Genomic DNA, 25,217 nt, shown 5'->3' on the forward strand with positions numbered 1-25,217 from the left:
CAAGGGAAAGGGCGCATGAAGCGCCCTTTCGTTATGTTTCACGCGATACGTCGCGCTGTAAACTTCTGCGTTAGCGGCGGCCCCGCCACGTTCTGAGCAGCAGCGCGTTGGTCACGACGCTCACGCTGGAAAACGCCATTGCCGCGCCCGCGAGCATGGGGTTGAGCAGACCAAAGGCGGCGAGCGGAATCCCGATCAGGTTGTAGACGAACGCCCAGAACAGGTTCTGCTGGATCTTGCGCCACGTGCGCCGCGAAATATCGATTGCGGCGGCAACGAGCGCCGGGTCGCCGCGCATGAGCGTGATGCCTGCCGCGTGCATGGCGACGTCGGTGCCCGTGGCCATCGCGATGCCGATGTCGGCGGCGGCGAGCGCCGGAGCGTCGTTGATGCCGTCGCCGGCCATCGCGACGATGCCGCCGCTTTGGATCTTGAGGTCGCGGATCGTGCGCGCCTTGTCGTCGGGCAGTACCTGCGCGTGGACTTCGCCGATGCCGAGCTGCGCGGCCACGGCCGCCGCGCTGCCCGCGTTGTCGCCGGTCACGAGCACGCTGCGGATGCCCATCGCCTTGAGGCTCGCAATGGCTTCGCGCGCCGTGGGCTTCACGGTGTCGCCGAAAGCGAGCAGGGCGAGGACGCCGCCGTGCGGCTCGAATAGCCACGACACCGTATTGCCCGCCTCTTCGAGCGAACGCGCGCGGGCCGCGAGCATGGGCGGCGCGGCAAGCGCCAATTCGTCGAGCCAGCGGCCGCTGCCGATCGCGAGGCGCCGGCCGTTCACTTCGGCCTCCACGCCGCGCCCGGGCACCGCGCGCGCATGGGTGGCGACGGCCAAAGCGGCCGCGCCTGGCGTCAGGGCTTGTGCCTGTGCTTCATACGCCTGCACCACGGCCTTCGCGAGCGGGTGATCGCTTTGCCGCTGCACGGCGGCGGCGAGCGCGAGCGCCTCGCCGCGCTCGAGCCCCCCGGCCGCTTCGAACGCGGTGAGCGAGGGCTGGCCGAGCGTGAGCGTGCCGGTCTTGTCGAAGGCGACCACGCTCACGTTGTGGGCGGTCTCCAATGCTTCGGCGTCCTTGATGAGCACGCCGTGGCGCGCGGCCACGCCGGTCCCGGCCATGATCGCGGCAGGCGTAGCGAGGCCGAGCGCGCACGGGCAGGCGATCACGAGCACGGCCACGGCGTTGAGGATCGCCGTTTCAGCGCTCGCGCCCGCGAACAGCCAACCGCCCAGCGTAATGGCCGCGATCACGAGAATCGCGGGGACGAACACGGCGCTCACGCGGTCGACGAGACGCTGGATCGGCGCCTTTTCGGCCTGCGCGCTTTCCACGAGGCGAATGATGCGCGCAAGCGTGGTTTCCGCGCCGATGGCCGTGGTGCGCACGGCGATCGCGCCTTCGCCGTTGATCGAGCCGGCCGTGACGGGATCGTCGGGCGCTTTCGGCACCGGCAGGCTTTCGCCCGTGATGAGCGATTCGTCGATGTGGCTGCGGCCTTCGAGCACGACGCCGTCCACGGGCAGGCGCTCGCCGGGGCGCACCACCACCACGGTGCCCACGCGAACCTGGGCGAGCGGGACTTCGCGCTCCTCTGCGTTGGCGCCGCTTGCGCCATCGATGCGGATGCGCGCGCGATCGGGCCGCAGCGCGTTGAGGGCGCGGATCGCGTCGGTGGTCTGGCGCTTCGCGCGTGCTTCGAGCCACTTGCCGAAGCGCACGAGCGTGATGACCACTGCCGAAGCCTCGAAATACAGATGTGCCATGTCGCCGGGGTGCGCGAGCATCGCATAGACGCTCACGCCATACGCGGCCGAGGTGCCGAGCGCGACCAGCAGATCCATGTTGCCCGCGCCGGCGCGCATGGCCTTCCACGCGGCGCGGTAGAAGCGCGCGCCGAACACGAACTGCACGATGCTCGCAAGCGCGAGCTGTGCCGAGGCGGGCAGCATCCAGTCGAGGCCCAGCCAGTGGCCGAACATCGGCAGCACGAGCGGGGCCGTGAGCACGGCCGAAATCAGCACGGCGCGCCATTCGCGGCGCGCCTCGTCGCTGGCGGCGGCGCTTTTCGCCGGGGTGGCGGTGTCTTCGTCGGCGGCGAGCGGCGTGGCTTCATAGCCGGCCTTCTTGACGGCCGCGACGAGCAGGTCCTGCAATTCGCCCGTGAGCGGCGAGCGCGTGTTGACAGTGGCCTGCTCGGTGGCGAGGTTCACGCTCACGCCGGCCACGCCGGGCACGCGCGCGAGTGCCTTCTCGACCCGGTTCGCGCACGAAGCGCAAGTCATCCCGCCGATGGCGAACGTGGCGGCTTCCGTGGCGACGGGCACGGCTTCATAGCCGGCCTTTTCGATGGCGGCGACGAGCGCGGCGGACGCGAGGTCGCCGCTGGCCTCGACGGTGGCCTTTTCCGTGGCGAGATTGACCGAGGCGCGCGTGACGCCCGGCACCTTGGCGAGCGCTTTCTCGACGCGCATGGCGCACGAGGCGCATGTCATGCCGTGGACCTCGAGTTCGGCCACGGTGGTATCGGTGCGCTCTGCAACGAGGGGTTCATTCATGATGGGGTACGAGCACTGGCTGTCATCGATATTAGGCAGTATCTACGTTCCCATCATGGGAAGGTCAAGGGGCGCGGCACTACGCCCCTTTCATTTCGGAGGGAAGTCTTGAGAGCAAGCCGCCCGGCTGTAAGGCAATATTCCACGCTGTAGTCTTTTCAGGCCCATGCGCGAGCGATACGATACCAACCGGCGGCATTGGCGCCTTGCCGCGCGCATTTGACCACGGCCCTGGGGGGGCCCGCGCGCGGAGTGGCTAGCCGGTCGACGTCACTTCATGGACCGCCCGCACCGAATACAACCAACAAATGACAACAATACATCGAGCATTCTCCTCGTACCGTAGCTGCTCCGCGCTTGCCTGCCTCGCCCTGATCGCCGGATGCGCCTCGGCGCCGGGCGACGTTGCGCCGAAGAGCAACGGCTGGATGAAGGACGAAGTCTCCGATTCCTATGTGTTTGGCTATCCGCTCGTGCTGATGGACGTGGCGCGCGAAGCCGCCACCGGCAGCGGGCCCGGCCAGGCCGCGCCGAACACACTGCGCCACGCGCAGTCGCTGCCGCCCGTCGGGGCCTCGAGCCCGCCCGAACCCAACCTCGACACGCTGGCTTCCAGCGGCTGGCTCGACGTTTCGAGCGAGCCGGTGCTCGTCACGCTGCCCGACACGCACGGCCGCTACATGGACGCGCGCGCGCTCGACATGTGGACGAACGTCGTCTGGTCGACGGGCGCCGCGCAAACCGGCGAGCGTGTCAGCGGTCTGAAAGCGCAAACGATTGCATTCGTGCCGGCCGGATGGAAGGGCACGCTGCCCGCGCGCGCGAAGCGCGTAGATGTGTCGACGCGCTATGTGTGGTTCCTCGCGCGCATCCAGACGCGCGGCGGCGGCGATCTCGCGGCTGTGCGGCGGCTGCAGCACGGCCTGCAGGTCACGGCGCTTTCCGGGTGGGACGATCACGCCGCGCGCGGCAAAGCCGGCGCTCGCGGCGCACACGGCAGCGAGCAGACCGGCGCCACGCAGAGCGGCGATCCGGTCGCGCCTGGCACGCCGTCCGCCCAGGTCGCGGCGCTCGGCGCGAACGGTTTCTTCGACCGGCTCGCCCTGGCGCTGGAAGAGAACCCGCCTACGGCGGACGACGCCCATGCGCTCAAGATTCTCGGCGACATTGGCGTGCATCCCGGCGACCCGGCGCAGTTGCCCTCGGGCGCGAAGGACGCCGCGGTCGTAAAGGCGGGTCTCGCCGATGGCCGCACGCGCACCGCGACACCGCCGACCAACCTGCTGGCGGGCAACGGCTGGCTCTGGGTGGGCGACGACGCGGGCAACTACGGCCCCGACTACGCGCTGCGCGCTTACGCGGCGTACACGTCGCCGGGTCTGCCGACTACCCGCGACGAAGTGCGCGCCCGCGTGAGCCAGGACAGCGACGGTCATGCGCTCAACGGCGCGAACCGCTACACAATCCATTTCACGGCGAAGCAGTTGCCGCCGGTGCGCGGCTTCTGGTCGATCACGGCCTATACGACCGACGGCGCACTCGGCGCAGACGCGCCCGTGCGCGTGGCGTTCGGCGACCGCAGCGGGGCGCGGCGCAACCGCGACGGCTCGCTCGACGTGCACGTGAGCGCGGAGCGGCCGCGCGGCGGCGCGAACTGGGTGCCGGCGCCGCATGGCGACTTCCGCCTCGTGATGCGCCTCTATGCCGCGAAGCCGCAGGCGACCGATGGCAGTTGGCAGCCGCCCGCCGTCGAGCGGCAGTAGCCGCTGAACCGGGCTGAACCAGGCGTTGGCGGCACGCTGTCCCGCCAACGCTTTTTTTGCGCCGCATAAGCCCGCTCAAGCGCAACGCCCGGCTTCTCCGCCCGCATTTTCATGCATCGCGCAACACGCGCGACGGACACCACGCACTCGCCGGGCAATCGCTGTCCCGCTGTTACTTCTTGTTGCGCAATACCTGCGCCGCCTGCGGCGTTTTCCCGTCGTCCGATCTTCTATCGGACCTATACTTCCGGCTGTCGGCATCCCCGGATTTCCGACATCAGACCCACATCCCGCGGCGGGCCTGTTGCCGCCTCATCCGCAAGCAAGCATGGCAAGCCTCAACAAAGCGTCGCTCAACTCTTCCTTGCAATCGGTGCGCGCGGTTGCGCGTGCGCCCCGCACCCGGCGCATCCTCACGGGCGTCGTCATCTTTCTCATTGTGTTCGGTCTGGTCGGCTTCTTCGCCGCACCGCCGATCATTCGCCATGTTGCCGAGCAGCAGTTGAGCAAGCAGCTCGACCGGCCCGTCACGATCGGCCGCATCGCACTCAATCCGTACACGCTGCGTCTCGAAGCGGACCGCGTGCATATCGGCGAGCGCGGTGGCAATGGCGACTTCATCGATGTCTCGCGCGCCGTCGTGCAGGCATCGTGGTCGTCGATCTTTCGGGCGGCGCCCATTGTGGACGAACTGCGGCTCGACTCGCCGCGCGCCACGATCGTGCGGCTCGACGCGCAGCATTTCAACTTCTCGGACCTCATCGAGAAGTTCTCGACGCCCTCGAAACCCAACAGCAAGCCCACGCAATTCTCGGTTTCAAACATCCGCATCGAAAACGGCCAGATCACTTTCGACGATCGCCTGCTCAACGAAAAGCACGTGATCGACCGCTGGTCGCTCGGCATTCCGTTCATCGCCACGCTGCCTTCCAAGACCGATATCTTCGTTCAGCCGATGCTGCGTGCGCGCATCGACGGGGCGAGCACGCTCGCCATCGACGGCAGGACCAAGCCCTTTTCCGCGACGCGCGAATCGGAAGTCGAACTGCGCCTGACCGACCTCGACGTGCCGAAGCTCCTCACCTACGCGCCCACGAAGCTGCCCGTCACGGTCAAGAGCGGCAAGCTCTCGACCAACCTCAAGCTCGATTTCGTGATGTCGGGCGAGAAGCCCACGCTGCGCGTGACGGGCACGACCGACCTGAACGACTTCGACTCGACCGACAACGCCAACTCGCCGTTCTTCGGCGCGCGCAGTCTGCACGTGGCGGCGGCCTCGCTCGAACCGTTCAGCAACGTCTATCGCTTCGACGACATCCATCTCGACGCGCCCACCATGTGGGTCGCGCGCGACAAACAAGGCGTGCTGAGTGTCGAGAAGCTGATGGGCACGCCGGCCGCGAACGAGGCCGCGAGCAAGGCCGCAAGCGCTGCCCCGGCCTCGGGCGCATCGGGTGCCCAGAGCGCACAAGCGGCGCCCGAGGAAGCGAAGCCCGCGCCGCTCGACCTCTCGATCCGCCAGTTCGCACTCACGAACGGCACCGTGCACGTCGCTGACGATCTGCCCGCGCGGCCGGTGAATGTCGAACTCACGCAGCTTTCCACCACACTTACGAACTTCTCGACGACCGCCAAAGCGGGCGCGCCGTTCACGTTTGCGACGAACGCGAACGACGGCGGCACGATCAAGGCCTCGGGCACGGTGAGCCTCGCGGGCAAGAACGCCGAAGCCAACATCGCGCTCGAGCGCGTGAGTCTGCCGCAGGCGCAACCGTATATCGACAACCTGAGCAGCGCGCAGATTCTGGACGGCAAGCTGCATCTCACGTCCACGCTCAAGGCCGACTGGGCGCAGCAGCCTGCTGTCGTGCAGGTCGGCCAGAGCACGCTCGGCCTCGAATCGCTCAAGCTCGCGGCGCGCGGCGCGAAGGAGCCTTCCATCGCGCTTGCCCAGGGCACGGTGCAGGTGAGCGGCATCGACCTCAACGCGCGCAAGGCGCAAATCGCTTCGGTGGACGTGACCGGCCTCGTGGTGAACGCCGAGCGCCAGAAGGACGGCAAGATCGACCTGGCGCAACTCGCCTCCACGCATCAGGCGGTGCCCGAGCGCACGGCGATTCACGCGGCCCAGAAGTCGGTGCAGGAAGGGCCGGCCTGGCGATACACGATCGACGCTTTCACGCTGAACAACGGCACGATTAACTTCACGGACAGCTCGACGCCGCGCCCGGTGAAGCTCGCCATCACGCCGTTCGACGTGAAGATCCAGCAGATCAGCGACGACCTGAGGCACCCGCTGCCGATCGACCTGAAGGCGACCGTCAACCGTAAGGGCACACTCGCGCTGAGCGGCAAGATCAACCCAACGCCGCTCACGGCGCAGTTGAAGATCGACGCGAACCGGCTCGACGCCGCCGCGTTCGAGCCTTACTTCGGCAATCAGCTCAACGCGGTGATTGCGAGCGCGCTGCTCAACATGAGCGGACAGCTAACGGTTGCGCAGGGCAAGGCGCTCAAGGCGAACTATCGCGGCGACGCGGCGCTCGTGGACGTGCGCATGCTCGACAAGGCCACGTCCGGCCCGTTCGCGGGCTGGCGCTCGCTCGCGCTCACGAACCTGAAGGCGAACTACGACGACGCGCGCGGCACCGACGTGGACGCGAGCCGCGTGACCTTCGCCGGCTTCTATGGTCGCGTGCTGCTCGACGCGCAAGGCAAGCTCAATCTCAAGGACGTGGTCGCGCATCAAACCGGTGCGGCGCAGTCGCTCACGCAGGACACGAGCGGCAAGCCAGGCGCGCGCGAGCCGGTGCCGCTCACGCCGCAAGCGGCGAGCGCTCCCGTGCAGACGGCTTCCGCACCCGCGCCGGCTTCGGCGCCTGCCACGGTCGTGGCCGCGCAGGCGCCGAAGAACCCTGTGCGCCTGCATTTCGGCGAGCTCGTGCTGCAGGACGGCCGCGTGAACTACACCGACAACTTCATCAGGCCGAACTACACCGCCGATCTCGTGCAGATCCACGGCACGGTGGGCGCGTTTGGCACGGAGTCGACGACGCCCGCGCCCGTGGACGTTTCCGCGAAGCTCGCGGCGAACGGTCCGCTCTCGATCAAGGGCACGGTGAACCCGCTCATCGAGAAGCCTTCGCTCGACCTCACGGCGAGCGCGCACGATATCGAACTCACGAACCTCACGCCGTATTCGGCGAAGTACGCGGGCTACCCGATCACGAAGGGCAAGCTCAACGTCGATCTGCATTACCAGCTTGCGAACGACCAGCTCACGGCGAACAACCATATCTTCATCGACCAGCTCACGTTCGGCGATCACATCGACAACGACACGGCCACCAAGCTGCCGGTGCGTCTCGCAATCTCGCTGCTCAAGAACCGCAAGGGTGAGATCGACGTGAACATTCCGGTGTCGGGCTCGCTCTCGAACCCCGAGTTCAGCCTGGGTGGCCTGATCTGGAAGGCAGTGCTCAACCTCATCGCGAAGGCGGTGACCGCGCCGTTCACGCTGCTCGCCAACGCATTCGGAGGCGGCGGCGAAGACCTTGGCTATGTCGAATTCGCGGCCGGCACTGCAAAGCTAACCGATGCCGACCAGAAGAAGCTCGACACGATCGTGAAGGCGCTCGACGACAAGCCTTCGATCAAGATCGATCTGATCGGCCGCGTCGATCCAGCCGTGGACACGCCCGCGCTGCGCGAGCAGTACGTGGATCGCCTCGTGCGGCTTCAGAAGGTAAAGGACACGGTGGGCAACGGCGAGAGCGTGGATACCGCGCAGGTCAAGGTGGACGACAAGGAGTACGAGAAGTACCTCACCAAGGTCTATAAAGATGCGGACTTCAAGAAGCCGCACAACATGATCGGCTTCACGAAGACGCTGCCAGTGGACGACATGAAACAGGCGGTAGCCGACCACGCACCCGTTGACGACGCCACCTTGCGCAACCTCGCGCAGCAGCGCGCGGAGGCGGTGCAGCAGTACCTCGAAGGCAAGGTCGATCCGAGCCGCGTGTTCATCGTGGCGCCGAAGCTGGACGCCAAGGGCATCGACGATAAGGGCGCGACGACGCGGGTGGATTTCGGGCTGAAATAAGCGGCGCGCTTCTACGCAAAGGCGCGATTCAACGCAGCGGCGCGCTTCCGTCTAACCGGCGCGCCGCAGCTTTTTCGGGTTCGCAAACGCGTGTTCCTCGATGACCTGCGCGAGCGTCGCAAAGGCCGGCGCGATTTCCTCGTGCGGCACGCACGCGTAACCCGTCAGCAATCCTTTGCGATCCTGGCGCACGCTGTAGTAGGCCGCAAGCGGGCGCACGATCACGCCCGCATCGTAGGCGGCCGCAGCGATGGCACGATCGTCGGCATGGTCGGGCAGGCCGAGCACGAAGTGCAGACCCGCTTCGTCGCCCATGACCGGCAGTGAGTCGCCGAAGTGGCGCGTGACCGCGTCGATCAGCAACTGGCGCCGCTCGCCATAGAGCGTGCGCATGCGGCGCACGTGCGTAGTGAGATAGCCATCCATGATGAATTCGGCGAGCACGGCCTGCTGCATGAGCTGGCCTTCGCGATACAGCTCCGCCACGCCCGTGCGGAACGTGGCCGCGAGCCGCTCGGGCACGACCATGTAGCCGATGCGCAGGCCCGGAAACAGCAGCTTGCCAAGGCTGCCCACGTAGATCACGCGGTCCGACTCGTCGAGACCCTGCAGCGAGGCGAGCGGCCGGCTGCCGTAGCGGAACTCGCTGTCGTAGTCGTCCTCGATGATCCACACCTTGTGCTGGCGCGCGTATTCGAGCAGCGTGCGGCGGCGCGCGAGGCTCATCACCATGCCGAGCGGGTATTGATGCGAAGGCGTGACGAGCGCGATGCGTGGCGGGTCGCGCAGGTCCTGCTCACGCGGATTGAGCCCTTCGTCGTCGACGGGAATGGGCGCGAGCTTCAATCCCGAGGACTGCAACACACTGCGCGCGCCCCAGTAGCACGGCTCTTCTACCCACGCCGTGTCGCCGTGGTCGGCGAGCAGCCGCACGGCGAGATCGATGGACTGGTGAATGCCGGTCGTGATGATGATCTGGTCCGGCGTGCACCGCACCGAGCGCGCCACGCGCAGGTAGTCCGAAAGCGCCCGCCGCAGCGGACGGTAGCCGCCGCCGGGCGCGTAAGTAAGCAAACCATGATTCGCCGATTTCCACAGCCGGGCCTGCAAGCGGCTCCAGGTACGCGCCGGAAACTCGGCCACGTCGGGCACGCCCGGCATGAAGGCGCCCCACTGCCTGGCGGACACGCCCGCCTCGTCGATGAGCCGTTGGCCCCGCATCGACATGTCGCCGCGCGGGGAGGCGCTGCTTGCGTCGTCGTCATCGTCGGCGGCGGGGGCAGTGGCTGGCGTTGCGGTGCTCACGGCGGCCGAGTCGGGGCGTGTGTCGGCGACATAGGTGCCGCTGCCCGTGGTCGAGATCACGTAGCCCTCGGCGCTCAACTGGTCGTAGACGTGCAGCACGGTGTTGCGCGCCACGCCGAGGTCGCCCGCGAGCGTACGCGAGCTGGGCAGCTTGGTGCCGGGCGCGAGCCGGCCCGTCAGGATGGCCTGCTGCATGAGCTGCAGCAGCTGACGGTAGGCGGGCTCGGCGCTTTCCTTGTCGAGCTGCGCCGCGAGCCATTCGGACAGGATCACCATGGCTAAGTGGTTCCATCGGTAATAATGAAATGGCTCCATTGAATAGAGCCGGGACCATCTATAGTAATTCGCACGTCAGTTTCGGTTAACGCCTGCGCCAGGATTTATTTAATCGCGTCAGAAGGGCCGGCCGGGAAAAAGAGTATGCAAAGGAGACAGGGCGGATGAAGACCTCGGATGTGATCGTCAGCTTTCGCGGCGTGCGCAAGACCTATGACGGCGAAACGCTGGTCGTCAAACAACTTGACCTTGATATTTATCAAGGTGAGTTTCTGACGCTGCTCGGCCCGTCCGGCTCGGGCAAGACCACCTGCCTGATGATGCTCGCCGGCTTCGAGTTTCCCACCGGCGGCGAGATCCGCCTCGACGGCAAGCTGCTCAACAATGTGCCGCCGCACAAGCGCGACATAGGCATGGTGTTCCAGAATTACGCGCTCTTTCCGCATCTCACGGTCGAGCAGAATGTCGCTTATCCGCTAGGCGTGCGCAAGGTGCCCACCGCCGAGCGCGCGCAGCGCGTGAACGACGCGCTCAAGATGGTGCGCATGGAAGGCTTCACGAAGCGCTATCCCGCGCAGCTTTCGGGCGGCCAGCAGCAGCGCATCGCGCTCGCCCGCGCGCTCGTGTTCCAGCCCAAGCTCGTGCTCATGGACGAGCCGCTCGGCGCGCTCGACAAGCAGTTGCGCGAACACATGCAGTACGAACTGAAGTCGCTGCATGAAAAGCTCGGCGTCACGTTCGTCTACGTGACGCACGATCAGGGCGAGGCGCTCACGATGTCGGACCGCGTGGCCGTGTTCGACAAGGGCATCGTGCAGCAGCTCGACAGCGTGGACCGGCTCTACGAGTCGCCCTGCAACGAGTTCGTGGCGAACTTCATCGGCGACAGCAACCGGCTGCGCGGCACCATTGCCGCTGTGGATGGCGAGTACTGCGAAATGCATCTCGCCGACGGCACGCGCCTCACCGGCCGCAACGTGGCGGGTGCGCAGGCGGGGGCCGCGGCCATCGCGTGCATTCGCCCCGAGCGCATGAAGCTCGCGAACGGCTCGAAGGGCAATGGCGCAAACTCGCTGGCCGGAGAAGCGCGCGGCCTCATCTATTTCGGCGACCACGTGCGCATGCGCTGTGGCCTGCCACAGCAGGACGAGTGCTTCGTGAAGGTGCCGCTCGGCACCGAGGCGCTCGACGGCTTCGCGCCCGGTCAGCCGGTCGCACTCGAATTCGCGCCCGAGCATCTGCGCGTGTTCGCTTGAGACGTGCGGGCGCGGCGCGCAATCTCGCGCGCCGTTGCCTCGCGAAGCGTCTCGACGATCGGGCCACGTTTCTCGCATCGAAGGGCCCGGCAAGACAAACCACCAAGGAGAAGGGACTCAACCATGAAGCAGATCGGCAACATGCGCGTTGTAGCGGTCGCGGCCGCACTCGCACTCTCGTTCGGCGTGGCGAATGCCGCGGAACTGACCGTCGTGAACTTTGGCGGCGCCAATGGCGATGCGCAGAAGGCGGCGTTCAACGAGCCGTTCCAGACGCAGACCGGCAACAAGATCACCGCTGTCGAGTACAACGGCGAGCAGGCCAAGGTGAAGGCCATGGTCGACGCGAAGCACGTGGACTGGGACGTGGTGGAAGTCGAAACCGGCGACATCGCGCGCGGCTGCGACGAAGGTCTCTACGAGAAGCTCGACTGGGCCAAGCTCGGCAACAAGGGCGACTTCATGAAGGCGGCGCAGCAGCCCTGCGGCGCCGGCTTCTTCGTGTGGTCCACGGCGCTCGCCTACAACGCCGACAAGCTCAAGACCGCGCCCACGAACTGGGCCGACTTTTGGGACGTGAAGAAATTCCCGGGCAAGCGCGGCATGCGCAAGGGCGCTCGTTACAACATGGAGTTCGCGTTGATGGCCGACGGCGTGCCGCCGCAGGACGTCTACAAGGTGCTCGCGACGAAGGCCGGTCAGGACCGCGCCTTCAAAAAGCTCGATGAACTGAAGCCGAACATCCAGTGGTGGGAAGCCGGCGCGCAGCCGCCGCAGTTCCTCGTCGCGGGCGACGTGGTGATGTCTACGGCGTACAACGGCCGCATCGACGCCGCGCAGCGCGAAGGCAAGAACCTCAAGGTGGTGTGGACCGGCAGCATCTACGACCTCGACTACTGGGCGATCCCGAAGGGCGCGCCGAACAAGGCGCTGGCCGAGCAGTACATCGCCTACACGCTCTCGCCGAAGCCGCAGCAGGCGTATGCGCAGCACATCGCGTATGGCCCGGTGAACGCGAACGCGATCAAGGCGCTCGACGCGAAGACGCTCGCCAACCTGCCGAATTCGCCGGACAACGGCAAGACCGCCATCCAGGAGAACCTCACGTTCTGGACCGACCACGGCGACGAGCTGGAGCAGCGCTTCGCCTCGTGGGCCGCGAAGTGAGAGTGATGTAGACGCTCCGGGGCGCAAGCCCCGGAGCGGTTTGGCTGCATGGCTGGAGACTGGATGTGACCACAATGACGACCGTGACCAACGTTGCCGGCGCCGCACGCGAAGAGACCGCGCGCCTGAAGCGCGAACTGCGCGTAGCGCAAGCGAAGAAGCGCACGATGGCGCTCATGCTGATCGCGCCGCTCGCGATCTTTCTGCTGCTGATTTTCGTGGTGCCGATCGCCGCGCTGCTCACTCGCGCGGTGCAGAACCCCGAAGTGGCGACGGCGCTGCCGCATACGATCACGGCGCTGCGCGACTGGGACCGCAAGAGCGCGCCGCCCGACGCGGCCTACGCGGCGCTCGCGCAAGACCTGACCGTCGTGCGGGACGGCGATGCGATGGGCGCGCTGGCGCGCCGCCTGAACGTGGAAATCGCGGGCTTCCGCTCGCTGGTCGCGAAGACGGCGCGCGCCATGCCGCTCGCCGGAGACGACGGCAAACCGCTCACGCTCACCCCCGCGCAAACGCGCGCCAAAATCGTCGAACTCGACGACCGCTGGAGCGACGTCGCTTACTGGCAAGCTATCGCGAAGAATAGCTCGCGCTATTCGCCGTTCTACCTGCTCGCATCGCTGGACCACCGGCAGGATGCGTTCGGCAACATCGTGGCCGCCGATCCTGAGCAGCAGATCTATCTCGACGTGTTCGGCCGCACTTTCGTCATCAGCGTGTTCGTGACGGTGTTCGCGCTGCTGCTCGGCTACCCGCTCGCCTACTGGATCTCCACGCTCTCCGAGCGCCGCGCGAATCTCGTGATGATCCTCGTGCTGATTCCGTTCTGGACGTCGATTCTCGTGCGCGTGGCCGCGTGGATCGTGATTCTTCAGGGCGAGGGTCTCGTCAACAAGGCGCTGCTGGGCACAGGCCTCATTTCGCAGCCCCTAACGCTGCTATTCAACCGCGTGGGCGTCTACATTTCGATGACGCACATCCTGCTGCCGTTCATGGTGCTGCCGCTCTACAGCGTGATGAAGTCGATTCCGCCGACTTACCAGCGCGCGGCCGTATCGCTTGGCAGCCATCCGTTCTCGGCCTTCTGGCGCGTGTATGTGCCGCAGACGTACCCCGGCGTGGGCGCGGGCGGGCTGCTCGTGTTCATTCTCTCGATCGGCTACTACATCACGCCGGCGCTGCTCGGCGGGCCGGGCGACCAGATGGTCAGCTACTACGTGGCGTACTTCACCAACGTGTCGATCAACTGGGGCATGGCCTGTGCGCTCGGCGCGCTGCTGCTCGCGGCGACCACGGTGCTCTATTTCGTCTACGGGCGCTTCACGCGCACGCAACTGAGCCTCGGCTGAGGGAGGCGCAACCATGAAATTCGCCAAACCGCTTTTTGCGCCGCATACGTCGGCCGTCGAACGCGTGTGGTACTTCGCGCTGCGCGCACTCGTCGTGCTCACGCTGCTGTATCTGATCCTGCCCGTGCTCGCGATCGTGCCGCTGTCGTTTTCGTCGAGCACGTTCCTTGTTTACCCGATTCCGGGCTGGTCGCTGCGCTGGTATGAAAACCTCGTGATGTCCGACGAATGGCGCATGGCCGCGAAGAACAGCTTCATCGTGGGGCCGGCCGCAACCTTCGTGGCAACCGTGCTCGGCACGCTCGCGGCCATCGGCGTCACGAAGGCCGATTTCCGCGGCAAGGCGCTGCTCATGGCCGTGCTCATCTCGCCGATGATCGTGCCCGTGGTCGTGGTGGGCGTGGGCATGTACCTGTTCTTCGCGCCGCTCGGACTCGCCAATACGTATCTCGGGCTGATCCTCGCGCATGCGGCGTTGGGCGTGCCGTTCGTCGTGACCACGGTCGCGGCCACGCTGCAGGGCTTCAATCACAATCTGGTGCGTGCGAGCCTTTCGCTCGGGGCGAATCCGGTCACGACGTTCTTCCGCATCACGCTGCCCGTCATCGCGCCGGGCGTGATTTCGGGCGCGCTGTTCGCGTTCGCCACGTCGTTCGACGAAGTCGTCGTCACGCTCTTCCTCGCGGGCGCCGACCAGACCACCTTGCCGCGCCAGATGTTCACGGGCATCCGCGAGAACATCAGCCCGACGATCGCTGCGCTCGCAACGATCCTGATCGTGTTCTCCACCTGTCTGCTACTCGCGCTCGAATGGCTGCGTGGCAGAAATGCGGCGCGCGCGGTGAAGGCGTGATGGCGTGAGATGTCGATGGAAAAAGGCAGCGCCGCGGCGCTGCCTTTTTGCTTCAGCGCGTTACGCCTGAAGCAGAGTCGGCACACGCCGCTTGACCCACTGCGTGGCCTGATCGTACGCGTGGGCGAGTTGCAGCACCGAGAGATCCGCCTGCGGCTTGCCGATCACCTGCAGCCCCATCGGCAGGCCTTGCGCATTGAAGCCCGCAGGCACGCTGATGACAGGCAGCCCAGCGAGACTGCCGCCAATCACGACTTCCATCCAGCGGTGATAGGTATCCATCGTGCGGCCCGCGATCGCCTTCGGCCAATGCTCGCTCGCGTCGAACGGGAAGAGTTGGGCGCTGGGCAGCACGAGGTAGTCGTAATGCTCGAAGAGCGCGAGCAGCGCGTTGTACCACTGGCTGCGCGTGACCGTGGCGTTCCACACGTCGTCGCCTGAGAGCTTCAGGCCGCCTTCCACTTCCCATTGTGCTTCCGGCTTGAGCAGCGCGCGCTTTTCCGTATCGCGATAGAGCGCGCCCAGCGTGCCCGCGCACGAGAAATGGCGCAGCGTGAGCCACGATTGCCACACGCGCTCCATGGCGAAGTCGGGGCGCGCGGCTTCGACTTTGCAGCCTATCGATTCGAAGTCCTTCAGCGCCGTTTCGCAAAGTGCGAGCACGCCGTCTTCCATTGGCAGATAGCCGTCGTAATCGCCTAGCCAACCGATGCGCGCGCAACTAAAGTCGCGTTCGAGCGAGCCCGCGAACTGCGCAGGATCTTCGGAAATGGAAAGCGGAGCACGCGCGTCGTAGCCGGCCTGGGTGGAAAGCAGCATCGCGAGGTCGGGCACACTACGGGCCATCGGTCCCGCATAGCCGAGCTGGTGGAAGAACAGATCGTGCGCAGGCACGGAGGGCACGCGGCCTTGCGACGGACGGAACCCGAACACGTTGTTCCAGCCGGCGGGATTGCGCAGCGACCCCATCATGTCGCTGCCGTCCGCCACGGGCAGCATGCGCAGCGCAAGCGCCACGGCCGTGCCGCCGCTGCTGCCGCCCGCGCTGCGGGTGGGATCGTAAGCGTTGAGCGTGGTGCCGAAGACCGTGTTGTAGGTGTTCGAGCCGAGGCCGAATTCCGGCGTGTTCGTCTTGCCGATGAAAATCGCGCCCTGTGCGCGCATGCGCGCGGCCATCAGGGAATCCGCGGCGGGCACTTCGTCGCGGAACAGCGGCGAGCCTTGCGTGTACGGGATGCCGGCTGTGGCCGTGAGATCCTTCGGTGCTTGTGGCATGCCGTGCATCCAGCCGAGGTGCTCGCCTCGCGCGAGCTGGGCGTCGCGAACGCCCGCCTCGGCGAGCAGCGTGGCGCGCTCGCGCAACGAGACGATGGCGTTGGCCGGCGCATTCACGCGCTCGATATGGTCGAGAAACGCGGTCATCACTTCGCGGCAGGACACATTGCGCAGGCGTATCCATTCCGAAAGCTGAAGCGCGTCGGCGGCGACGAGATCGTTGGGTGACAGTTTTGCAGGGGACAGCGATGCCTGGTTCATACGTGTCTCTCGATTGCGGATGGAGCAGGGGGAGGGTCATTGTCGCGCAGGGGCGGCGCAAGCGGAAGGAAACGAATGGTTGCCGCCGCGTGCTGCTGGTTGCCGCGTGGAGCGGCCAGGTTACCGAACGGGCGCGGCGGGTGCCGATGTGTCGTTGCCTTGCACAGGCGGCTCCGTGCTTGGGAGTGGGGCGCCACCAAGGGCTTGATAGAGCGCTGCGGTATCCGTTAGCCGATCCGCGTGAACGCGCGAACGGTCGAGCATGGTCTGGAGTGCCTGGCGTTGCGCGTCGATCAACGAAAACTCGCTCACGCCGCCTGCGTTGTAGCGCGTTTGTGTGATCGCTGCGTTGGCCTGCGCCTCGCGAGCGGCGTCGTCGCGCGCCTGCAGTTCGGTCGCATCGTTCTGGAGCGCCTGCAGCGAGTCGGCGACCTGCTGCAACGCTTGCAGGACCGTCTGACGATAGTCGGCGAAGGCGGCTTCATAGGCGGCTTGTGACGCGCGCTTCTTCGCGCGCAATTCACCGCCATGGAACAGCGGCTGTGTGAGGCCGAGTCCTACGTTCCAGATGTTCAGCCCGCTGATGACGTCCTCGATATGCGTGCGCTCCGACCCAATACCCGCTGAAAGCGAGATCTGCGGATAGAGATTCGCGGTCGCCACGCCCACGTTCGCGCCTGCCTGATGCAGCAGCGCCTCGGCGGCGCGTATGTCGGGACGCTCGCGGGCCAGCGTGGAAGGCACAGTGAGCGAAACCGTATCGGGCAGATGCAGTGTATCGAGAGAAAGGGCGTCGAGCGGCACGGCGAACTGCGAAGGCGCGACGCCAAGCAGGGTGGCGAGCTGATGCTCAGCAGCGTCGCGCTGCGTTTCGAGCGGTGGCAGCGAGGCGCGCGTTTGCGCGAGCAGCGTGCGCTGGCTGCGCACGTCGATCTGCGCCACGCCGCCGGCTGCGTAGCGCGCTTGCATGATCGTGAGCTGGCGTGCCTGCGTCTGCGTTAGCTGCATTGTGAGGTCGATCTGGCGTTGCAGCGACGCGCGGCGTATGGCGGTGGACACCACGTTGGCGGCCACCGAAAGTCGCGCGGCCTCCATTTCGTATGCCTGATAATCGACCTGCGCGCGCGTGGATTCCAGCGCGCGACGGTTAGCGCCGAACAAGTCGAATACGTACGAGACGCTGACCGAAGCGTTGTAAAGCGTAAACGGTGGCGGGTTCGGCACTTGCGTAATGCCGAAAGCGGCGAGATCGACCTTCTGGCGCGTACCGGAAAGTTTCAGATCGACGGAGGGAAAGTTCGCCGCGCCTGCCTGCGCGTTGTAGTTTTCGCGCGCTTCCACGAGCTTGGCGCGCGCCGAGTCGAGCGTGGGGCTCGCGCGCAAGGCCTGATCGACGAGTTCGTTCAACTGTGCACTGCCATATTGTGTCCACCACGCGTTTGGAGCGTGTTCTGCGGCCGCGAAGGTCTGCGCGCCGCCGCCGGGGCCCGTGGCGCTAGCGGTGGACGCCGGTACTGGCTCGCGCGTCCAGCCCGTGGCATCGGGCGCGGCGGGCGTGTGGAAATCGGGGCCGACGGTGCAGCCCGTGAGCATGAGCACAAGCAGGAAGGCAAAGGCGACGTCGCGCTTCATGGTCGTGTGCCTCGGGCTAGTCGAGCGTGCGCCGGTAAAAGCGCACGGCGATCGCCATGACCGCGACCGTAAATACGGCGAGAGGCCAGACCGCGGGCCACAGGTCGGTCCAGCCGTTGCCCTTGAGCAGGATGCCGCGCACGAGCCGGTTGAAATACGTGAGCGGCAGCAGATTGCCGATCCACTGCGCCCAGCGCGGCATGCCGCCGAACGGGAACATGAAGCCGGAGAGCAGCAGGCTTGGCAGGAAATAGAACATCGTCAGCTGCATGGCCTGCAACTGGTTTTGCGCGAGCGACGACAGCGTGATGCCCACCGTGAGATTCGCGGCGATGAACAGCAGCGCCGAAAGATAGAGCGTGACGAGACCGCCCGCGAACGGCACGTGAAATACGTAGCGCGCCGCGAGCACGATGATGGTCGCCTGGATCAGGCCGATCGCCACGTACGGAATGATCTTGCCCGTCATCACCTCGATGGGCAGCACAGGCGTGGCGAGCAGGTTCTCCATCGTGCCGCGCTCGCGCTCGCGCGTGATGGCGAGGCCCGTCATCATCACCATCGTCATGGTGAGGATCACGCCCATGAGGCCCGGCACGACGTTGTATTGCGTGATGCCCTCGGGGTTGTAGAGCCGGTGCACCTGCACGTCGAACGCGGCGGGTGTGCCGTTCAGATGCGCGAGCGCGCCGGTGAGGTCCTTCGCGGCCACGGGCGCGACAAGCCCAGGCAGCGCCGCGAGCGCGGTGGTGATGGCAGTGGGGTCGCTCGCGTCGGCTTCGACAAGCAGCGAGGGTCTTTCGCCGCGCAGCAGGCGCCGCGAGAAATCAACGGGAATGCTAAGCACGAACTGCACCGTGCCGCGCGCGAGCGCGTGACGCGCCGAGACTTCGTCGGGAAACGTTTCGACCACGTCGAAATAGGCGGAATTGCGCATGCCCGCGACGAAGCTGCGCGCGAACACACTGTCCTCGGTCACGACGATGGCCGTGGGCAGATGCTTGGGGTCGGTGTTGATCGCATAGCCGAACAGCGTGAGCTGGATGATCGGCAGGCCAACGATCATCGCGAACGTGATGCGGTCGCGCTTGAGCTGCAAGAACTCCTTGAGCACGATGCTCCACCAGCGCGCCACGGAAAACGGGAACGACGCGCTCACGACGTGACTCCGTAATTGTCCTGGGCATGGCTCATCAGGTAGATGAAGACATCTTCGAGACCGGTGTCGATGCGTTCCGCGCGCAGCGGCTGGCCTTCCACGGTGCGCTCGACCGCTCTGGCAAGCGCTGCATGATCGCGTCCGCTCGCATGCAGCGCGGAGCCGAACACCACCGTCTGCTCGATGCCCGGCTCATTGCGCAAGTGTGCGGCGAGTGTGCTGAGCCGCTCGCCATGAATCGCCCACGTTTCGAGATTCTGTTCGGCGATCACCTCGGCGGCGGTGCCCTGCGTGAGCAGCTTGCCGTAGGCGATATAGGCGAGCTTATGGCAGCGCTCGGCTTCGTCCATGTAGTGCGTGCTGACGAGCACCGAAATGCCCCGCGCAGCGAGCCGGTGCAACTCTTCCCAGAAGTCGCGGCGCGCGGTGGGATCGACGCCCGCAGTCGGTTCGTCGAGCAGCAGCAATTCGGGCTCGTGCAGCATGCAGGCCGCGAGCGCGAGCCGCTGCTTCCAGCCGCCCGAAAGCGCACCCGTGAGCTGGCTCGCGCGGCTTGCGAGCCCGAGCGATTCGAGCGCGCGGTCGACGGCTTCGCGGCGGTTCGGCATCTGGTAGATGCGCGCAACGAAGTCGAGGTTTTCGCGGATCGTCAGGTCTTCCCAGTACGAGAAACGCTGCGTCATGTAGCCCACGTGACGCTTGATTTGCGCGCTCTCGCGCAGGATGTCGTAGCCAAGGCAAGTGCCCGAACCGGAGTCGGGCGTGAGCAACCCGCACATGAGCCGGATCGACGTCGTTTTGCCGCTGCCGTTCGGACCAAGAAAGCCGAAGATCTCGCCGCGCCCCACGCGCAGCGTCACGTCGTTCACGACGTGCTTGCTGCCGAAATGCTTGTTGAGATTGCGCACGTCGATAGCATAGTCGCCGGTAGATTGATCAGGTGTGCTCATTGCAGCGTCACCTCGACCGGCTGTCCCGGATGCAGCTTCACGGCGTCTTGTGCGGAGGGGTGCGCCTCGATCATGAAAACGAGCTTCGCGCGGTTCTCGTTGCTGTAGATGACGGGCGGCGTATATTCGGCGGCGTTCGAAATCCACGTGATGGTGGCGGGAACCTGGGCGGCGCAGCCGTCGCAGCGCACGTTCACCTTGCGGCCCGGCGCAAGCGATCCGACTATCGTTTCCGGCACGAAGAAGCGCACCTTCACGTTCTGCGGCGGCAACATCTGCACGACGGGGTTGCCCGCCTGCACCCACTCGCCGACACGAAATAACGTGTCGTAGACGAGGCCGCCGCTCGGCACGCTCACGCGCTTCTGGTCGAGCCGCCACTGTGCCTGTGCAAGCGAGGCGCGCGCGGCCTCGACGTCGGCGGCCTGGGCGGCGATTTGCGCGGTACGTCCCGGCAGATTCGCCACGCGCACCTGGTTTTGCAGCTCGCGCACCTGGGCGGCCGTGGAGGCGGCCTGCGCGCGCGAGTCGTCGAGCTGCGCCTGCGCAATGCCGCCTGCGCGCAGTTGCGCTTCGTCGCGCGTGAGCTGGATAGCGGCCTTGCGCGCGTTCGCCTCGGCCTGCGCGAGCTGGGCCTCGTTCACGCGCACTTCGGGCGGACGCTTGCCGGTCTGGAGGTCGGCGAGCTGCTGCTGCGCGGCCGTCAGGCGATGCTGCGCCTCGTCGCGCGCGGCCGCTTCCTCGACGGAGTCGAGCGCGAAGGCGAGCGCATTGGCGGCCACGGTTTGCCCGCGTTGCACTTCGAGGTGCGTGAGCGTGCCCGACTGCGACGACGCGAGATAGACGTACTCGCCTTCGGCATAGCCCTGCCAGCCGGCCGATCCATGCCTGGAACATGCGGCGAGCACGAGCAGCGCGACGCACATGCCGCCAATGCCGCGATTCATGACGCGTCCCCCTTGCGGCTCGCCGTTGGGCCCGTTGTCTGGCGCGAGCGCTCGTCCTGCGGCGCGGGCCGCAAGGCTGCGCTCAACAGCGCGCTCACATGCCGATGCAGCGCCTCGTGCTCGATCTTCGGAAAGCCGCGCGCACTTTGCCAGATTTTCGAAGTGGCGAGCGGCAGCATGACGAGCGCGAGAATCGAAATGAACAACAGCGGCGCTTCCAGTTCGGCGTTGACGCTGCCATCGCGCTGCGCCTCGCTGACGCGCGCGGCAAAGCGCTGCAACTGCTCGATGGGCAACCGCTTGAGCATGCGTTCGCGCAGCAGGCCACCCTCGTTGACGATTTCGCGCAGCCAGAGCGGCGGCAGCCAGGGCATGCGCGACGTGACGTCGAAGAGCCGCGCGACCAGTTCCTCGACGAGCGCGCGAGGGTCTTGCGCGAGATCGCCCCCAGCGCTATCCACACTCTCCCACACGAAAGCAATCGAGCGCGCAATGCGCTCCTCGACCACGGCGTCGAGGAGCTTTTCGCGGTTCGTGAAGTAGTAGTGAACCATGGCGGACGTCACGCCCGCGGCCTCGGCGATCTGCGCCATGGTGGTGGCCGCGATGCCCTGCTCGCCGAACAGCTGCGTGGCGCTGGCGAGCAGCTGCTCGCGCATGTCGAGGTCGGCGGCGGCGCGGCGCCGGCCGCGTGGGCGGGGCGCAGCAGCAGCACCGGTGCGGGCGCGCGTGATCATCGTTCAACTTTAATTCACGCGTTAGTTAAATTCAAACTGCGCACGCAGTGGGATTAACCCTGCGACAGTCCGGTGCGAGTCGTTTCAGAACTTTCCTATACAAAAATGCTGGCAGGTCGTTCAGGCTGTGAGATTCACGCTGAAGGATCAAATGAATTACACCGCCATGGAACAAAAAATGAAACGCGTCGTTGTAATCGACGACCATCCGATTGTGCTGAAAATGCTCGCTAACGTGCTGAATACGGAGTACGAACTGGTGGGAGAGTGCAGCGACGGCGAAGAGGGCCTTCGCCTCGTACAGGAATTGCATCCCGATCTGGTGATTCTCGACCTCGAGTTGCCGAAGCTCGACGGCCTTTCCGTTATCCGCGGCATTCGCGCGATGCAGCACGGCGCGCGCATTCTCGTGCTCTCTGCGAAGCCCGAGTTGGTCATGGCCAATCACACGCGTGTCGCGGGCGCGAACAGCTATGTGAACAAGAATCGCGGCGTGGAGGAACTGTGCGGTGTGGTCAAGGCGGTATTGCTTGGCTATGACTGCTTCCCGGCGGGCAGCTGCGGCGGCGGCCGCGACGTGGCGCTCAACGGGCTGTCGCCTCGCGAAGTCGAAGTCCTGCAGTATCTCGCGCGCGGGATGAGCAACAAGGGTATCGCGGCACGGCTCGGGCTTTCAGATAAGACCGTCAGCACCTATAAGACTCGCGTGCTGGACAAGCTCGGCGTGTCGTCACTTGCGGCGCTGATCGAGTTTGCGACGTTGAACAAGCTGATCGAATAGCCCAACCCAAAGCACAGCCGAAAAAAAAGCCCGACTTGCGTCGGGCTCCAAGTGTGACCGCACCCGTTGCCGGGCGCGGCACCTGCAAAAAACTGCGTACTTACGCCGCGAGCAGCGAGCGCAGCACGAACGGCAGAATACCACCGTGCTTGTAGTAGTCGACTTCGATCGGCGTGTCGATGCGCAGCAGCACCTGCACGCGCTGATCCTTGCCGTCCTTGTGGTGGATCACGAGGGTCAGGTCTTGTTGCGGCTTGAAGTCGTCCGTCAGGCCTTCAATGTCGAACGTTTCTTCGCCGGTCAGGCCGAGCGACTGAACGCTGTCCGAACCCTTGAACTGCAGCGGCAGAACGCCCATGCCAACGAGGTTCGAGCGGTGGATACGCTCGAAGCTGCGTGCGACCACGGCCTTCACGCCCAGCAGCTGCGTGCCCTTGGCTGCCCAGTCACGCGACGAACCCGTGCCGTACTCCTCGCCTGCGAACACCATGGTCGGCGTGCCGGCGTCGATATACTTCATCGCTGCGTCATAGATCGAGAGCTGTTCGCCGCTCGGCTGATGGATCGTCAGACCGCCTTCCACGCGCGTGCCGTCGGCCTTCGCCGGGATCATCAGGTTCTTGATACGCACGTTGGCAAAGGTGCCGCGCATCATCACGTCGTGGTTGCCGCGGCGCGAGCCGTAGCTGTTGAAGTCGGCCTTCTGCACGCCGTTTTCCTTCAGCCACTTGCCTGCGGGCGAGTCTTCCTTGATCGAGCCAGCCGGGCTGATGTGGTCGGTCGTGACCGAGTCACCGAAGATGCCCAATGCGCGCGCGCCCTTGACTTCGGCGACCGACGACGACGGCGTCATCGAAAAATCGCTGCCGAAGAACGGGGGCTCGGCGATGTAGGTCGACTTCGGCCAGTCATAGACCTGACCTTCTTCGCCTTCGATCTTGCTCCACAGGTCGCCCTTCTTCGTGAGCTGGCTGTAATTCTTCTGGAACGCGTCCGGATCGAGCGCGAACTTAAGCAGCGCGTTGACTTCGTCGCTCGTCGGCCAGATGTCGCCGAGGTAGATGTCACGGCCGCCCTTGCCCTTGCCCACCGGTTCCGTCATCAGGTCGCGCGTGATGTTGCCCGCGATCGCGTAAGCTACGACCAGCGGCGGCGAGGCCAGGAAGTTCGCGCGGATGTTCGGGTGGATACGCGCTTCGAAGTTACGGTTGCCCGAAAGCACCGCCGCCGCGACGACGTCGTTCGTGACGATCGATTCGTTCAGTTCGGCCGTCAGGTCGCCGGCGTTGCCGATACAGGTCGTGCAGCCGTATGCCGCGAGTTCGAAGCCGAGCTTCGAGAGGTACGGCAGGAGGCCCGTCTTCGTCAGGTATTCCGTGACGATGCGCGATCCCGGAGCGAGCGACGTCTTGATGTGCGGCGCGACCGTCAGGCCCGCTTCCACGGCCTTCTTCGCGAGCAGACCGGCGGCCAGCAGCACGCTCGGGTTCGACGTGTTCGTGCACGACGTGATCGCGGCGATCAGCACGTCGCCGTTGTGCAGCTTGACCTGGTCGCCCGCCGCGTATTCGGCGGAGAGGTCGGCGGCCTTCTTGTTGAAGCCGTTTTCCGCGACCGGCTTCGAGAACAGGTCCGTGAAGGTCGATTTCACGTTGCCGATTTCGATGCGGTCTTGCGGGCGCTTCGGACCCGCCAGCGACGGCGCGACGGTGCCGAGGTCGAGGACGAGCGTCTTTGTGTAGTCGATGTCGCCGGCCTTCGACACGCCGAAGAGTTCCTGCGCCTTGAAGTAGTTCGCGAATGCCGAGATTTCAGCTTCCGTGCGGCCCGTGCCCTTGAAGTAGTCGATCGTCTTTTCGTCGACGGGGAAGAAGCCCATCGTTGCGCCGTATTCCGGCGCCATGTTGCCGATGGTCGCGCGGTCGGGCACGCCGATCGACGCCGTGCCTTCGCCGAAGAACTCGACGAACTTGCCGACGACCTTCTCCTTGCGCAGCATTTCCGTGATGGTCAGCACGAGGTCGGTCGCCGTGCAGCCTTCGCGCAGCTTGCCCTTCAGCTCGACGCCCACGACGTCCGGCGTGAGGAAGTACACCGGCTGGCCGAGCATGCCGGCTTCTGCTTCGATGCCGCCCACGCCCCAGCCCACGACGCCGATGCCATTGATCATCGTGGTGTGCGAGTCGGTGCCGACGAGCGTGTCCGGGTAGTAGACGGTGTCGGCGCCTTCCGCCTTCTTGTGCACGCCGCGCGCAAGGTATTCCAGGTTCACCTGGTGGACGATGCCGATGCCCGGCGGCACGACCTTGAACGTGTCGAACGCCTGCATGCCCCACTTCATGAACTGGTAGCGCTCGTTGTTGCGCTGGAATTCCAGTTTCATGTTCAGGTCGAGCGCGTCCTTCTGGCGGAAGTAGTCGATCTGGACCGAGTGGTCGACGACGAGATCCACCGGCACGAGCGGCTCGATGACCTTCGGGTCACGGCCGACTTGCTTGGCCACGCCGCGCATGGCGGCGATGTCGGCGAGCAGCGGCACGCCCGTGAAGTCCTGCAGCACGACGCGGGCGACCACGAACGGGATTTCGTCGACGCGCGAGGCGTTCGGCTTCCAGTTCGCGAGTTGCTCGATGTGCTCTTCCGCGATCTTCTTGCCGTCGTAGTTACGCAGCACAGACTCGAGCACCAGACGGATCGAGACCGGCAGACGATTGATCTTCACGCCAAGCTGCTTGCCGAGTTGCGGCAGCGAGTAGAACTTGCCTTTGCCGGAACCGCTGTCGAATTCTTTTAGCGTTTTGTGGAGATTGTGGGCCATAGTGTTTTCCTTCGTTTAATCGCGGA

Annotated in this window: 15 protein-coding genes and 2 pseudogenes; 7 read left to right on the top strand and 10 right to left on the bottom strand. The window is 65.7% G+C overall.

Annotated features, from left to right (window positions below; all coding sequences use genetic code 11):
- Positions 1–70: 70 nt before the first annotated feature.
- Complete coding sequence (locus M3I54_RS16045; RefSeq protein WP_254337468.1) at positions 71–2,554, bottom strand: heavy metal translocating P-type ATPase; 2,484 nt, start codon at positions 2,552–2,554, stop codon at positions 71–73.
- Positions 2,555–2,862: 308 nt separating this feature from the next.
- On the opposite strand from M3I54_RS16045, the gene M3I54_RS16050 reads away from it, so the two are divergent.
- Positions 2,863–4,317 (top strand): DUF1254 domain-containing protein, encoded by a 1,455-nt coding sequence (locus tag M3I54_RS16050; protein WP_254337470.1) that lies wholly within the window; start codon positions 2,863–2,865, stop codon positions 4,315–4,317.
- 328 nt (positions 4,318–4,645) lie between these two features.
- On the top strand, positions 4,646–8,422 hold the full coding sequence (locus M3I54_RS16055; protein ID WP_254337472.1) for a DUF748 domain-containing protein: 3,777 nt from the start codon (positions 4,646–4,648) through the stop codon (positions 8,420–8,422).
- Between the two features lie 51 nt (positions 8,423–8,473).
- On the opposite strand, the pseudogene M3I54_RS16060 reads toward M3I54_RS16055, so the two are convergent.
- Both M3I54_RS16060 and M3I54_RS45345 read right to left on the bottom strand, forming a co-directional pair.
- A pseudogene (locus M3I54_RS16060) lies at positions 8,474–9,655 on the bottom strand (PLP-dependent aminotransferase family protein); the annotation flags it as partial.
- Between the two features lie 71 nt (positions 9,656–9,726).
- Positions 9,727–10,003 (bottom strand): annotated as a pseudogene (locus M3I54_RS45345) (GntR family transcriptional regulator); the annotation flags it as partial.
- 164 nt (positions 10,004–10,167) lie between these two features.
- Here M3I54_RS45345 and M3I54_RS16065 point away from each other — a divergent pair.
- From M3I54_RS16065 to M3I54_RS16080, 4 genes are all read left to right on the top strand, one after another.
- Positions 10,168–11,259: an ABC transporter ATP-binding protein gene (locus tag M3I54_RS16065; RefSeq protein WP_254337475.1), complete on the top strand. Its 1,092-nt coding sequence runs from the start codon at positions 10,168–10,170 to the stop codon at positions 11,257–11,259.
- A gap of 123 nt (positions 11,260–11,382) precedes the next feature.
- Positions 11,383–12,426 (top strand): ABC transporter substrate-binding protein, encoded by a 1,044-nt coding sequence (locus M3I54_RS16070; RefSeq protein WP_375541792.1) that lies wholly within the window; start codon positions 11,383–11,385, stop codon positions 12,424–12,426.
- A gap of 74 nt (positions 12,427–12,500) precedes the next feature.
- Entirely contained in the window at positions 12,501–13,778 is a 1,278-nt protein-coding gene (locus M3I54_RS16075) for an ABC transporter permease (protein ID WP_254337549.1), read from the top strand.
- Between the two features lie 13 nt (positions 13,779–13,791).
- A complete protein-coding gene (locus M3I54_RS16080; RefSeq protein WP_254337477.1) occupies positions 13,792–14,631 on the top strand; it encodes an ABC transporter permease in 840 nt (279 codons plus the stop codon).
- Positions 14,632–14,691: 60 nt separating this feature from the next.
- Here the strand turns inward: M3I54_RS16080 and M3I54_RS16085 are convergent, their stop codons facing one another.
- The 6 genes from M3I54_RS16085 to M3I54_RS16110 all read right to left on the bottom strand — a co-directional run bounded on the left by M3I54_RS16085 (position 14,692) and on the right by M3I54_RS16110 (position 21,592).
- The gene (locus tag M3I54_RS16085) at positions 14,692–16,167 is read right to left on the bottom strand and encodes an amidase (protein ID WP_254337480.1); all 1,476 of its coding nucleotides are present in this window, start codon (positions 16,165–16,167) and stop codon (positions 14,692–14,694) included.
- Positions 16,168–16,287: 120 nt separating this feature from the next.
- On the bottom strand, positions 16,288–17,799 hold the full coding sequence (locus tag M3I54_RS16090; RefSeq protein WP_254337483.1) for an efflux transporter outer membrane subunit: 1,512 nt from the start codon (positions 17,797–17,799) through the stop codon (positions 16,288–16,290).
- A gap of 16 nt (positions 17,800–17,815) precedes the next feature.
- Positions 17,816–18,958, bottom strand: coding sequence for an ABC transporter permease (locus M3I54_RS16095; protein ID WP_254337485.1), 1,143 nt, complete (start codon positions 18,956–18,958; stop codon positions 17,816–17,818).
- Positions 18,955–19,908, bottom strand: coding sequence for an ABC transporter ATP-binding protein (locus tag M3I54_RS16100; protein WP_254337487.1), 954 nt, complete (start codon positions 19,906–19,908; stop codon positions 18,955–18,957). Before M3I54_RS16100 ends, M3I54_RS16095 begins: the two co-directional genes overlap by 4 nt.
- A complete protein-coding gene (locus M3I54_RS16105; RefSeq protein ID WP_375542151.1) occupies positions 19,905–20,855 on the bottom strand; it encodes an HlyD family secretion protein in 951 nt (316 codons plus the stop codon). Before M3I54_RS16105 ends, M3I54_RS16100 begins: the two co-directional genes overlap by 4 nt.
- On the bottom strand, positions 20,852–21,592 hold the full coding sequence (locus M3I54_RS16110; protein ID WP_254337489.1) for a TetR/AcrR family transcriptional regulator: 741 nt from the start codon (positions 21,590–21,592) through the stop codon (positions 20,852–20,854). The genes M3I54_RS16105 and M3I54_RS16110 overlap by 4 nt, the downstream gene beginning before the upstream one ends.
- A gap of 178 nt (positions 21,593–21,770) precedes the next feature.
- Here M3I54_RS16110 and M3I54_RS16115 point away from each other — a divergent pair, with 178 nt between their 5' ends.
- Positions 21,771–22,373, top strand: coding sequence for a response regulator transcription factor (locus tag M3I54_RS16115; RefSeq protein ID WP_254337491.1), 603 nt, complete (start codon positions 21,771–21,773; stop codon positions 22,371–22,373).
- A 100-nt stretch (positions 22,374–22,473) separates the two neighbouring features.
- Here M3I54_RS16115 and acnA read toward each other — a convergent pair whose 3' ends face one another.
- Positions 22,474–25,191: an aconitate hydratase AcnA gene (gene acnA, locus M3I54_RS16120; RefSeq protein WP_254337493.1), complete on the bottom strand. Its 2,718-nt coding sequence runs from the start codon at positions 25,189–25,191 to the stop codon at positions 22,474–22,476.
- Between the last annotated feature and the right edge of the window lie 26 nt (positions 25,192–25,217).

This window comes from Paraburkholderia sp. CNPSo 3274 (assembly GCF_024206475.1).
In the GTDB taxonomy this organism is placed as follows: Bacteria; Pseudomonadota; Gammaproteobacteria; order Burkholderiales; family Burkholderiaceae; genus Paraburkholderia.

What these genes read in the sequence shown, in the direction of transcription:
- M3I54_RS16045 (WP_254337468.1), bottom strand. Translation starts at nt 2,554, where the DNA reads ATGAATGAACCCCTCGTTGCAGAGCGCACCGATACCACCGTGGCCGAA.
- M3I54_RS16050 (WP_254337470.1), top strand. Translation starts at nt 2,863, where the DNA reads ATGACAACAATACATCGAGCATTCTCCTCGTACCGTAGCTGCTCCGCG.
- M3I54_RS16055 (WP_254337472.1), top strand. Translation starts at nt 4,646, where the DNA reads ATGGCAAGCCTCAACAAAGCGTCGCTCAACTCTTCCTTGCAATCGGTG.
- M3I54_RS16065 (WP_254337475.1), top strand. Translation starts at nt 10,168, where the DNA reads ATGAAGACCTCGGATGTGATCGTCAGCTTTCGCGGCGTGCGCAAGACC.
- M3I54_RS16070 (WP_375541792.1), top strand. Translation starts at nt 11,383, where the DNA reads ATGAAGCAGATCGGCAACATGCGCGTTGTAGCGGTCGCGGCCGCACTC.
- M3I54_RS16075 (WP_254337549.1), top strand. Translation starts at nt 12,501, where the DNA reads ATGACGACCGTGACCAACGTTGCCGGCGCCGCACGCGAAGAGACCGCG.
- M3I54_RS16080 (WP_254337477.1), top strand. Translation starts at nt 13,792, where the DNA reads ATGAAATTCGCCAAACCGCTTTTTGCGCCGCATACGTCGGCCGTCGAA.
- M3I54_RS16085 (WP_254337480.1), bottom strand. Translation starts at nt 16,167, where the DNA reads ATGAACCAGGCATCGCTGTCCCCTGCAAAACTGTCACCCAACGATCTC.
- M3I54_RS16090 (WP_254337483.1), bottom strand. Translation starts at nt 17,799, where the DNA reads ATGAAGCGCGACGTCGCCTTTGCCTTCCTGCTTGTGCTCATGCTCACG.
- M3I54_RS16100 (WP_254337487.1), bottom strand. Translation starts at nt 19,908, where the DNA reads ATGAGCACACCTGATCAATCTACCGGCGACTATGCTATCGACGTGCGC.
- M3I54_RS16105 (WP_375542151.1), bottom strand. Translation starts at nt 20,855, where the DNA reads ATGAATCGCGGCATTGGCGGCATGTGCGTCGCGCTGCTCGTGCTCGCC.
- M3I54_RS16110 (WP_254337489.1), bottom strand. Translation starts at nt 21,592, where the DNA reads ATGATCACGCGCGCCCGCACCGGTGCTGCTGCTGCGCCCCGCCCACGC.
- M3I54_RS16115 (WP_254337491.1), top strand. Translation starts at nt 21,771, where the DNA reads ATGAAACGCGTCGTTGTAATCGACGACCATCCGATTGTGCTGAAAATG.
- acnA (WP_254337493.1), bottom strand. Translation starts at nt 25,191, where the DNA reads ATGGCCCACAATCTCCACAAAACGCTAAAAGAATTCGACAGCGGTTCC.